Raw genomic sequence first — 10,372 nt, 5'->3', positions numbered from 1 at the left:
GGAAACGATCTCCTGTGTCATCGGGCTGCACTTCTACAGGATCGCCTGTGAATAGACCTCAACGTTCCTCGCGGCGAACGGGCAAGCGTCGGACCCCTTCTTGGCCGAGTCGGTCTTGCCGGTCCGGATAGGGATCTTGGCCTCGATTTCTACATCGGCACACGCTACCTCAACCGACCGGACTGGGATTATCCGGTCATCAGTTGGGCCGCACGAGCAGCCAAAGCGTTTTTTGACCCGCACTCCGTGCATGAACTAGACGCGAAGGTTGTTGTGCGCCGGACATTGACGGCACGTGGCACAGAGGTGGTGCACGCCTCAGACGACTGGGCGGTGACGGTCCCGGCAGAACAATCACCCTTCAGAGTGGGGAAGCTGTACGTCCCACCGGCACCGCCGCGCAGGCAAGCGAGGCGCCCCTCAGACTCAACGTCTTCTCCGCGCACTGCCGCGTCGAAAGACAACCCGACGGAACAAGAACCCCAAACTCGGCAGGCCACACTAACTGGATCGGTACTCCAACCGAGGACAGCGACTAGGAAGTCGCCACCGGCTGTGCGTCAAGCCGCTGCGGTGAGCGTGGGGGCGGCAGGCCGGCCGCCACTGCCCAGCAAACCGGCGGACCTGGCAACATGGCAGCTGGACGCACCGCTTATCGTCGCTTTCGCAGAGAATTATCGGGCGGATCCCGAAGGTATTGCAGCGGTGCGGGCGGTTGACTTGGTGCGGCACCTGGTCCGCAAACGACGTCGCGTGCTCATTGTGTCGGCGTGGAGAACCCCGCTCCCACTGATCATGGGGAGGATCCGCACTGCAGCAGCACTGGTCGGCATGCCCGCTGCGGATATTGCCAAACACATAACCGTCGTCCATAAAATTGATTGGCTGGTCAAGGTCGCTGGATACCCCCGCTTTACCAACACCCAGGATCCGCACGCCTTCGATGTTGGACTGTACGTCAAGGACATTGTCGATCAGGCGGTGCAGATCTGTCGACTCCGACTGGGCTGGGCGCAGCGCGAGGTGCGCCTGTCGATGAAGGTCGAGGTTGCGTACGAGGTGATCCGAATGGGCGGAGTGCCAACTGAGCCGCTGAAGCTAGGTAGGTACTCCGCAGAGTGGATCACGACCCTACCGCCGTTCGAGGTTGCTTGGGGGCAGCTGCGCTATCTCGCCTTGTTCGCCCAGTTGGTCACCGCGATTAAAGGCCCCGATAAACGGAAGCCCTATGGTCACGTGATTGTTTATGGCGAGTTTGATTTTTGGAACCTGAGTGGAGCCGTCCTACGGGCGAACAATCCCACTTCTCAGTGGACGGTTTTTACTAACCTGTTCAGGGGTGGATCATTGACGGTCGACCGCCGCTACACGGTCGAAATGGTGCAACGGCTGGGTATCCAAGATAACCTCGGTAAGCTCGATGTGATCGCCGTGCGCGGTGCCAGTCTGACCAAACATTCGGTTGTCCTACCAGTACCGAAATCCGCTTCCGCCTCGCCGCCCCGAGTTCAGGGTCAGAAATCCCACCGCAGCGCCCAATCGACAGAACACCGACAGTCGTCAGCCTCGGCTGTCGCCAACCTTGAGAACGGTATGCGTGCTGTCGACGCTGTACGTTATGCTCTGCACGCACCCCGCACGGAGGCGATGACCTCTGTGCTTGCTACGCTCCAGCCCGACCAGTACCGTCTGGTGACCCAACCGCCGACAATGCCCCTGATTATCCAAGGACACCCGGGTACCGGGAAGACAATTATTGCAGTACATCGCGCGGGCTATCTGGTCAACCCTGAGATAACAAAAGGTTCAATTCCGCGCGTGCTTCTGCTTGGTCCGACGGACCTTTATGTACGACACGTATCGCGGACGGTCAGGGAACTCGACCCATCCGGAGCCGTGACGGTCAAGTCGTTGCCCGAGTGGCTCGCCGAACTTGCCGGTCTGACCGCCACGGCTGTTCAGCCGGGTGAGGGGACGGCCGAAGATGTCGGCGGCTTCATTGTGCCCTTGACGAAACACGCGGTGTTGAAGAGCCGAGACCGGCCTGAGCAGAGAGTTGGTCGATTGGTCGACATGATCAAGGCGACATACGAGGTCATCCGCAGCGGCGACGACCCAGGCAGATTGGTACCGTTGCAACCGACTGAGCGACGGTGGATCGAGACGCTTCCGCCGTTCCCGAGGGCCTGGGGGAAACGTCGCTATCTTCCCCTCTTTGCGCAACTGGGTCTGCTGCTGAGTAACAAGCAGTCAAGGTACGACCATATTGTCGTTGACGAGGCCCAGGATGTGTCGGAGCTTGAATGGGAAATTATCCGATCTCACAACGCCGGCGGTCGGTGGACGATCGTCGGTGATCTGAATCAACGCCGCCGCTTGGACGTCGTTCGCCTTGACTGGAATGAGCTTGCAGAGCGACTTCACTTGCTACCCGATGCCCAACTCTTTCAGCCCGAGATCGTAGAACGGGGGTACCGCTCCACCCAGCCGATCCTCGACTTCGCGAACCGCCTCCTACCACCCAACGGAAACCAACCTTGCTCACTTCAGACGGATGGGCCGGAACCGTCCGTGATTCGAGCCAGCACGCCAGGCAAGCGCGATCTTCGGGCTATCGGGGAGGCGAGCAGGTTGTTGGACTCGTACCCCAGTGGAACGGTCGCAATCATTACGACCGACCCGGAAGCAATCGACAAGATCCTGCTCAGCAGCGGGTGGCGACGAACGGATATGACGGCGGGCGCGGGAGACTGGACCAAGGAGGGACGCCGGCTGGCTGTTCGCACGCCTGAGGCGGCGAGGGGTGTTGAGTTCGATGGAGTCGTGGTTGTGGAGCCCCGCTACTTTGTGCGGCAGGAGGAATTCGCCGGGACCTTGTACACGAGTCTGACACGGGCAAACCGGGAACTTGTCGTCGTGCACAGTAAACCGCTGCCTGAACAGCTCACACAACGATGACCGTTGCCGACGAATTTCTGCTGCTGCCAGGCCTCGGCCTCCCTTGTCGGCGATGCCACCCACGGCGCGCAGCGCCGGTCAGCCGATCCGCCCTTGTCGTTCTGCCTCCGAGTGATGTGGCCTACGGGCGGATGAGGACTTCGTAGGTGGGGGAGTTGTCCCAGTTGGGGCGGAGCTGGGCGACAGCGCGCCAGCCCCAGGAGGCGTACGCGGCCTGCGCCGGGGCGTTGTTCGGGTCGGCAAGCAGGGTGGCCCGGGACTCTTGCCGGTTGCCGAGCAAAGCGTCGTGCAGCGCGCGGGCGATGCCCTGTCGCCGCCACGGCTCACGGACCATGAGCTCGCTGATCGCGAAGGTGCGCCGCCCGTCCTCTGAGGTGAAGCCGTCCGGTACGGGCGTGAGCAGCCCGGTCCACCAGCGGTCCGACGAGAGCGGGAAGCCGTAGGCGTAGCCGACGAGTTCGTTGCCGACCGTGCCGGTGACGAGCTTCCAGCCCGGCAGCGTCATGTGCCCGTTGATCTGCCGGCGGTAGCGGTCCTCGCCGTGGAACGCGTCGGCCGGCTCGTCGTAGATCTCGATGTAGACGGCCACTAGGTCTTCAAGGATTACCTTCGCTTGGTCAGCGTCGTAGACGTCGAGCTTGAGACCGTCGACCGCCATCAAGTCGCCTTCCTTTGAATCCAGTCTCTAGTGGGCTAGGCCGCGAGAACCGCCAGTGGGTGGCTGTTGGTCCGCTGCCCCATGATCTCGCCGATGGTCGTGCTCTCCGAGATTCCCAGATCGACGAGAGAACGCGCGTCTTCGTCGAGCTCTTCGCTATTGGTGAAGTGGAAGGTCCAGATGAAATTGTCTGCCACGCTGCAGACAATTACCGCAGCGTCCCCGGAGGGGTGGAGTTGCGCCGCCAGCTCGCCGAGCGTGTCGGAAGCGACCGCGCTGATGAAAAGAACTTCGCCCGTTCGGGTGCGGGGCGAGCTAAGGAGGTCGTACCGCTGCCGCTCATCCGTCAGCGCTGCCCGGAGACGGTTGGCAGTCGCCGCACGGTCCTTGCGACAAGGATCCTGAGCCACTCGAATGACGTAGTCGGCATCGGTTGAGTCGTAGATCTCCTCAACGTGGATCCGGAGGTGCGCAGGCAAATCGACTCCGGCAAAGCGGAGGATTTCGGGTAGATCCTCGCGAAGTTGTAGAAAGCTGTCGCGACCGCCAGTCAGCCCGGGAATCTGAGGGCTATAGATGACCCAGTCTTCATCGTCGGTCTGCGGAGAAACCACAATCAGGTCGAGAACGGTCTCAGGCATCCTTCAACACCTCTCTCGCCTCGTCCAGCGACAGCCCTGCCTGCTGTACCAGGATGACTCTAACAGCCCGCGGAGACACGGTTGCTCTGTCGTGGAAGGCGAACGTTATCGGAGGTCGACGATCACAAACGAGGCGGCGGTGCGAGCCCGTCTGTCGTTGGACTTCGTATCCGAGGCTGATCAAGATCCGCAGCAATGCACGCGCCTTCAGCGAAGGCCATTCACTTCCCATGGGCCGTCAGGCGACCTTCGCGGCGTCGTACGCCTCGATGAAGTCCCGAGCCGCCGGAACGTTAGGAGCCGCCCGGGCAAGGTCGGCTCGCAGGACACCCAAACGTTTGCGGGTCCGCCGGGACTTGAGCGACGCGACGGCAGGTACGACGTCGAGTCCGAACTTGGCCGATCCCGAGTAGTCGCCTTGGTGAGCCATCGCTCTTGCGAGATCGACCTTGGTGAAGATCATATTGCGCTGGTACGTGGGGTCAGGGCTGTCGAGCCCACGTGCGAACATGGCACCGGCGCAATCCGGCCTCTTCAGTGCGAGGTGGCCCATGCCTTCGATAGCGGACACCTCGCGATAGTCGACGAACCCGAGATACCTCTGGTCGTCCTCGGTCGTGCCCTTATCGAACTGGATCTTGGCTTTCACTAGCTCTCGTCCGAAGCCCGATTCCTCTTCGGCGTTGGCATGGGCAAGGGCAGCACGTAGATGCAGCAGCGTCAGAAGGCGCGGAGTTGCCCAGGGCGCGGCGATCCGCTGGGCAGCGTCAGCGAAGCGCAACGCCTCCGATGGATTGGCATCCCGTACCAGCATCGAGAGTTGTTGGAGGGCACGCACCTCAAGCCGGGGGTCGTCGCGGAGCCGGGCGCGGACGAAGGCTTCGTGTAGGAAGTGGCGGGACTCCTGACGGCGTTCGGCGTCGAGGGCGAGCCAGCCGGTCTGGACCTCCAGGTCACCGAGGCAGTCCTGCAGGGCCTCGCCGACCTGGCGGCTGTAGCTCGTCTCGCGCTCCCAGCGGGTGAGTCGGCGGTGCATGGCGATAGCGACGTCGCACAGGCTGTCACCGCCGACCGCCGCGTCGGCACGGCGGAAGGCCAGGATCGTCTCGGAGACCTGCTGCATGTGCTCCATGCCGAGGTGCTGCGGCACCTGCGGCGATGTGATCCAGTCGCGCAGTGGTGTGGCGATGCCGAGGCCGGCGAGAGCGGTGTTGATCGTGAAAGCGCGGCGGTCCACAAGATCACCTCCATCGGTATCCCCAAATGCCACCGTACCGCCGGAATCGGTGCTGTCCAGAGCGAGATTCGTCGGCTCATCAGCGAGCAACGCATCGAGCTGATCAATTGGCAGGTCAAGGGCTTCGGCGAGTCGTGCCCGTACCGCTGGGTGTGGGTCTGTGTCACCGCGCTCCCAGCGGGCGATCGTCGTGCGATCGACCTGTAGGAGCCTGGCCAGTCCTTCCTGGCTGAAGCCTGCCGTCCTGCGCTGCCTGACCAGGCCGTGTCGCCGTGCCGTCACCTGGACGCCCTCCCGTCGCGTCGGACCGATGTCCACGGTGCACGTAGTACACACAGATCTACAAGATCAAAGCAATGGGCTGTGGATAACTCTCTCGATCGACTTGCCGTGGAAATTCCACGAAGTTGCGGGTATGTTGACGCACACCTGTTTCCGCAGGTCGGCGAGCGATGCAACAGAAATGCATCAGAAGTGCCGCAGAAATGCACCTGCCGGCGAGCCGCGTGCATCCGGCATCGTGGTGGCACGGCCCGGGGCGGGTGCCCGGCAACGCGGCTCCCAGGTCTGCAAACTCGGTTGGCGTGATCCCGCCCGCCCCGGCGCCTCTCCACGATTCTCTCCCCCCAAGGAGGCATGGCGTGTTCAGGCGCAACGCGGCGACCGTACGGCGCCGGCTGACGGCGGCGACCGGCGGCGACTACCAGAGCAACAGCGGACGCAACGGCGTACGGCGATCGCGGCTGACCGGGCCGGCGGTGCGTGCCATGCGGTTCCTGCCGCGCCGCTGGCGCGGCGGCCTCGACCCCGACGAGGTGTACGGCTACCTGGAACGGGTCGCCGACGAGGTCGACGAGCTGCGCCGTGAGCTGCGGATGGCCTGGACCGAAGCCGACCGGGTGCGCAACGCGCTGCGCGAATGGCAGACCGAGCAGTTCGAGGCCCGGTTCGACCCGCAGCGGCAGGCCAACGGCCGGCACCACTATTACGCGGGTGCGCGGTGAGCAGCGGGCCGTCCGTCGGGGAGGCGGTGCCGGTCCGCGAGGACCTCGTCGCCGTCTACCGGGACGTGCTGGCCGCCCACACCGACTCGCCGACGCTCAAGGTCTGCGTGTCCTGCCTGCGGAGCCGCTGCGACGACTGGCTCTGGGCGTACGAGCGGCTCGCCGCCGCTGGCCGGCTCCCCGACGGAGTCACCGACGACGGACCCGTACTTCCTCTTCTCGACGAGGAGGAGTAGCTCCCATGAGCTTGTACGACGGCGCGACGTACCCCGGCATCCTGCTGCGCGACGGGCCGACCGGGCAGCGGGCCGCGCTGGCCGGCGGCCCCGACGTGTGGGAGGTCATCGCCGCGCGACACGCGCTCAAGGCCGCATCCCCGGAGCTGGACGGCGACGAGCTGGTCACCGAGATGATGGCCAGCACCGGGCTGACCCGGCACAGCGTCAACGTCGCGCTGCGCTACTACGCCGACCACCGGGCCGAGATCGACGAATGGATCGCCGCCAACGAGGCAGCCGCCGGGCAGGGCGAACTGCTGTGGCGAGCCGAACAGGCCCGACGAACCGTCAGGTGAGTCGGCCGGTCTCAACCGCAGCGCCGTCGCCGTTCATCGGCTTGAGATAGTCACGCAGGGTCTGCCACCCTGCCGCGTCGTCGACCGAGCCGGTGTGCGGGCGGCGTCCCGCGCGTACGGCCCGGTCTGCGGGCGTCAACACCCCGCCCACGGTAGAGCTCCCACCCACCCCGGCAACCGAATTCGGCTCGTCGTCGGTCGGTCAGGGGACCACGACCCTGCGTGGTTCCTTCTAGACTGCATGGCGAGGCACCAGGTCCTCGACGACAGGGATCAGATGTAGGAGTCGCGGCTCATGAGGATCGTCCGGGCGAAGCTGGAAGGCGTCAACGCCGAGCCCGGCCGCGTCGCGGCGGCCGACGTCGCCCGCATGATTCTTGGTCTTGAACGTGCCATAGCCCACGCGGCGTACCTGGTCCTCGGAAAGGCCCGGCGTGGGACCGGTCGGCACGTCCAGGCTATCGAAAGCGCGGCGCGCCTTCGCATGGTAGATATCCAGAGCGGAAGCTTTGTCGGAGTCTTCGCCTTGCCGGAAGCGGCAGAGCCAAACGACGACGAGCTGCCTATCTCCGTCGCGGACCTGAGTTCTCTTGCTTTTGATCGGCTGCTAGCCGTGATCACCGGCGGTGGCCCGGAAACAGACGCGGAGCTGGCCGCTGCGGTCGCTCGGTTAGCCGCAGATCTAGGGATCGGCGACCGAAACATAGCGATGACCTTGATCGATGACTCCCCGATGTCGACGGGACAGGCTTCACGCCAAGCGACTATCGATGCTGCAGTTCGGGAACGCCTGCAGCGCATCGGTGACCGGGTGCCCACGAGCAGGGATGAGACCCTGACCGGGGTGCTTTTCGAGGCAGATTTCGAAAGCCACACCGCTCGGTTGCGTCTTGCCAGCGGCGACGCTGTAGCAGTCAACTTCTCCTCCGAGCTTGCTGACCAGATTCAGGAGGCACTGCGCTCCCGCGCGAATCTTGAGGGCTACGTGCGTTACCACCCTCGGACAGCGCAGGCTACCAGCGTCGACCTGCGCGCTGTCTCCCGAAGCACCCAACTGGAGCTTGACGTTGACTCGTTCTGGGAGCCCCAGACCTTTGCTGGACTCCAGACAGCACAAGGAACGGACGGCTGGGTCAACGCGGCCGAGCTAGGGATGACCGATTTGACGGACGATGAGCGAGCCGCATTCCTCGCGGCTCTCGCCGAATGAGGCCGGAGGACGTCCCCAATGGGCCACTGCTCATTGACACGGACGTCGTGAGCTACTGGCTGATGGGAGCCGATCATGGCAGGGCGTTCATTAGCCTCACCGCAGGTCACGAGCAGGCCGTGAGTTTCGCTACGTACGGTGAGCTGCTCGCCAACGCCCACCGTCGACGGTGGGGTGCTCGTCGCATAGAGGATCTGCGCAGGCGGCTCAAGTCCTTCGTCGTGGTTCCCTACACGTCCCAGGTCGTAGAGCTTTGGGCAGAGATGCACGCGAAGCTCTCCGGGCACCTACAGAAGGGCGGCACGAACGACCTTTGGACCGCTGCGTGTGCCCTGGCGCTTCGCCCGCAACTGCCGGTCGCCACGAACAACCTGAGCGACTTCGGGACGATCTCGAAATCTTTCCCTGACCTGAGACTCATTCACCCTGATCTGTGAGGTTGCGATCTCCGGACGGTCTGTGTGGGGTGTGGCAGGGTCAGCAAGGACTGTGAGACTTGTTCGTTTTAGCCACCGCTCCCTGCTGCAAAATTTCGCTGCCTTCTGCAATATTAGTCGTACAGGCAAGTTTTGCAGTAGCTGAGCCAAATATCGCAGCCCTCGCGGTGGCTGTGCCGCCATGTTCACGCCTGAGATAACCTGGATGTTACTAACATCAGTGTTACTAACATGGGAGTTAGCGTGGCGAGCTTCGTCGGGCGTACCCGGGAACTCGGCACCCTCGCTGCCGAGCTGGACCGCATCGCCTCGGCCCGGGACGACCGGCCCGGCCGCTGCCTGCTCATCCGAGGGCGGCGGCGGGTCGGCAAGTCCCGGCTGGTCGAGCGGTTCGTCGACGTCGCGCAGGTGCCGTACCTCTACTTCACCGCCGCCGGTGCCGGCACCGCCACCGAACTGCGGCAACTCGTCGCCGACGCGGCCGAATCCACCCTGCCCGGCCGGGACCTGATCGCCGCCGCCAACCCGTCGGACTGGGACGCCGCGTTCCGGCTGCTGGCAGCGGCGCTGCCCGACGACACTCCCAGCGTCGTCGTCCTCGACGAAGTGCCCTGTCTGATGGATCCCGAGCAGCAGTTCGAAGGCGTCCTGCAGCGGGCCTGGGACCGGCTGCTGTCCCGCAAGCCGGTGCTGCTCGTCCTCATCGGCTCCGACCTGGCGATGATGGAGGCGCTCAACGACTACCGTCGGCCGTTCCACCAGCGTGGCCGCGAGATGGTGCTCGGCCCGCTCAACCCGGCCGACCTCGCCACCATGCTCGACCTGCCACCCGCCGACGCGATCGACGCCGCTCTCCGCGGAACGGTCACTCGCCGCCGAGTTCCCCGCCCAGCTCCAGGCCCGCAAGGTGCTGACCGCGATCGGCTCCGGCGAGCGGACGTTCACCAACATCGCCCGTACGGCCGGCGAAATGTCGGCTACGTCGCTGCAACGATCCCTGGAAACCCTGCAGGCCAAGCGGCTCGTCACCGGTGAACTACCGCTGTCCACCCGCCCGTCGAAGGACCGCCGCTACCGGATCGTCGACCCGTACCTGCGCTTCTGGCTGCGGTTTCTCGCCCCCGCCATGCCGGAGATCGAACGCGGCCGGGGTGACCTGACCCTGACCCGCATCCGGACGAGCTTCCCGAGCTGGCGGGGCCGGGCAGTCGAGCCGCTGATCCGCGACGCGCTCGCCCGGCTGCGGCCCGACGACTCGCTGCCGGCGGCACCCGCCATCGGCGCGTACTGGACCAGATCCAACGACGTCGAGATCGACATCGTCGGTGCCGACCGGGCACCGATCGCCCGCGAACTGTACTTCGTCGGCTCGATCAAATGGCACGACCAGGCGCCGTTCGACGGGCACGACCTGTCCGCGCTGTTCCGGCACCGGGCAGCGCTGACCGACGAGCCGGTGCCGACCGTCGCCGTTTCCCGCAGCGGCGCGTCCTGTCGTGGCCTCGACGTGCTCTACCAGCCCGCCGACCTGCTCGCCGCCTGGCAGGACCGGTAGCACGCGGTGATATGTCGGCTACTCGACAGCGATCGATCGCTGATCGTGACTGAATAATCGCCACATGTAGACGCGGGGGCTCGGCCTGGGGAGGACGA

At 64.6% G+C, this 10,372-nt stretch carries 13 protein-coding genes; 8 read left to right on the top strand and 5 right to left on the bottom strand.

Translation table 11 applies throughout. The features are described 5' to 3' along the window. Positions 1-573: 573 nt before the first annotated feature. A complete protein-coding gene (locus ACFHWS_RS24085) occupies positions 574-2,958 on the top strand; it encodes a UvrD-helicase domain-containing protein (protein WP_416569160.1) in 2,385 nt (794 codons plus the stop codon). 121 nt (positions 2,959-3,079) lie between these two features. Here the strand turns inward: ACFHWS_RS24085 and ACFHWS_RS24080 are convergent, their stop codons facing one another. Genes ACFHWS_RS24080 through ACFHWS_RS24065 form a run of 4 tightly spaced genes read right to left on the bottom strand, consistent with a single transcriptional unit; the run spans position 3,080 to position 5,812 of the window. Next, positions 3,080-3,616, bottom strand: a complete 537-nt coding sequence (locus ACFHWS_RS24080) for a GNAT family N-acetyltransferase (protein ID WP_416569159.1) — start codon at positions 3,614-3,616, stop codon at positions 3,080-3,082. 35 nt (positions 3,617-3,651) lie between these two features. Further along, a complete protein-coding gene (locus ACFHWS_RS24075; protein WP_416569158.1) occupies positions 3,652-4,257 on the bottom strand; it encodes a hypothetical protein in 606 nt (201 codons plus the stop codon). After that, positions 4,250-4,489 (bottom strand): type II toxin-antitoxin system HicA family toxin, encoded by a 240-nt coding sequence (locus ACFHWS_RS24070; protein WP_416569157.1) that lies wholly within the window; start codon positions 4,487-4,489, stop codon positions 4,250-4,252. The genes ACFHWS_RS24075 and ACFHWS_RS24070 overlap by 8 nt, the downstream gene beginning before the upstream one ends. 6 nt (positions 4,490-4,495) lie before the next feature. Then, on the bottom strand, positions 4,496-5,812 hold the full coding sequence (locus ACFHWS_RS24065) for a helix-turn-helix domain-containing protein (RefSeq protein WP_416569156.1): 1,317 nt from the start codon (positions 5,810-5,812) through the stop codon (positions 4,496-4,498). A 323-nt stretch (positions 5,813-6,135) separates the two neighbouring features. Between ACFHWS_RS24065 and ACFHWS_RS24060 the strand changes: the two genes are divergently transcribed. From ACFHWS_RS24060 to ACFHWS_RS24050, 3 genes are read left to right on the top strand one after another with little or no spacing between them, the layout of a single operon-like run. Continuing rightward, a complete protein-coding gene (locus ACFHWS_RS24060; protein WP_282232993.1) occupies positions 6,136-6,498 on the top strand; it encodes a hypothetical protein in 363 nt (120 codons plus the stop codon). Beyond that, positions 6,495-6,734 (top strand): hypothetical protein, encoded by a 240-nt coding sequence (locus tag ACFHWS_RS24055; RefSeq protein WP_282232992.1) that lies wholly within the window; start codon positions 6,495-6,497, stop codon positions 6,732-6,734. Before ACFHWS_RS24060 ends, ACFHWS_RS24055 begins: the two co-directional genes overlap by 4 nt. Before the next feature lie 5 nt (positions 6,735-6,739). Beyond that, positions 6,740-7,072: a hypothetical protein gene (locus ACFHWS_RS24050; protein ID WP_416569155.1), complete on the top strand. Its 333-nt coding sequence runs from the start codon at positions 6,740-6,742 to the stop codon at positions 7,070-7,072. On the opposite strand, the gene ACFHWS_RS24045 is transcribed toward ACFHWS_RS24050, so the two are convergent. After that, complete coding sequence (locus ACFHWS_RS24045) at positions 7,065-7,214, bottom strand: hypothetical protein (protein WP_416550927.1); 150 nt, start codon at positions 7,212-7,214, stop codon at positions 7,065-7,067. The genes ACFHWS_RS24050 and ACFHWS_RS24045 overlap by 8 nt on opposite strands. 153 nt (positions 7,215-7,367) lie before the next feature. Between ACFHWS_RS24045 and ACFHWS_RS24040 the strand changes: the two genes are divergently transcribed. The 4 genes from ACFHWS_RS24040 to ACFHWS_RS24025 all read left to right on the top strand — a co-directional run bounded on the left by ACFHWS_RS24040 (position 7,368) and on the right by ACFHWS_RS24025 (position 10,274). Then, positions 7,368-8,282, top strand: a complete 915-nt coding sequence (locus tag ACFHWS_RS24040; RefSeq protein WP_416569154.1) for a hypothetical protein — start codon at positions 7,368-7,370, stop codon at positions 8,280-8,282. Next, positions 8,279-8,719: a PIN domain-containing protein gene (locus tag ACFHWS_RS24035; protein ID WP_416550929.1), complete on the top strand. Its 441-nt coding sequence runs from the start codon at positions 8,279-8,281 to the stop codon at positions 8,717-8,719. Before ACFHWS_RS24040 ends, ACFHWS_RS24035 begins: the two co-directional genes overlap by 4 nt. Before the next feature lie 243 nt (positions 8,720-8,962). After that, positions 8,963-9,754 carry an AAA family ATPase gene (locus tag ACFHWS_RS24030; protein ID WP_416569153.1) on the top strand — a complete coding sequence of 264 codons (792 nt, stop codon included), beginning with the start codon at positions 8,963-8,965 and terminating at the stop codon, positions 9,752-9,754. After that, positions 9,690-10,274, top strand: coding sequence for a DUF234 domain-containing protein (locus ACFHWS_RS24025; protein ID WP_416569152.1), 585 nt, complete (start codon positions 9,690-9,692; stop codon positions 10,272-10,274). The genes ACFHWS_RS24030 and ACFHWS_RS24025 overlap by 65 nt, the downstream gene beginning before the upstream one ends. Positions 10,275-10,372: the final 98 nt, after the last annotated feature.

The sequence above is a fragment of the Micromonospora sp. LOL_013 genome (assembly GCF_048060315.1).
In the GTDB taxonomy this organism is placed as follows: domain Bacteria; phylum Actinomycetota; class Actinomycetes; order Mycobacteriales; family Micromonosporaceae; genus Micromonospora_E.
This window is presented reverse-complemented; position numbering and strand designations above follow the sequence as displayed.

Excerpts from the sequence above, each read along its gene's own strand:
- ACFHWS_RS24080 (WP_416569159.1), bottom strand. The coding sequence starts at position 3,616 with ATGGCGGTCGACGGTCTCAAGCTCGACGTCTACGACGCTGACCAAGCG.
- ACFHWS_RS24075 (WP_416569158.1), bottom strand. The coding sequence starts at position 4,257 with ATGCCTGAGACCGTTCTCGACCTGATTGTGGTTTCTCCGCAGACCGAC.
- ACFHWS_RS24070 (WP_416569157.1), bottom strand. The coding sequence starts at position 4,489 with ATGGGAAGTGAATGGCCTTCGCTGAAGGCGCGTGCATTGCTGCGGATC.
- ACFHWS_RS24050 (WP_416569155.1), top strand. The coding sequence starts at position 6,740 with ATGAGCTTGTACGACGGCGCGACGTACCCCGGCATCCTGCTGCGCGAC.
- ACFHWS_RS24040 (WP_416569154.1), top strand. The coding sequence starts at position 7,368 with ATGAGGATCGTCCGGGCGAAGCTGGAAGGCGTCAACGCCGAGCCCGGC.
- ACFHWS_RS24035 (WP_416550929.1), top strand. The coding sequence starts at position 8,279 with ATGAGGCCGGAGGACGTCCCCAATGGGCCACTGCTCATTGACACGGAC.
- ACFHWS_RS24025 (WP_416569152.1), top strand. The coding sequence starts at position 9,690 with ATGTCGGCTACGTCGCTGCAACGATCCCTGGAAACCCTGCAGGCCAAG.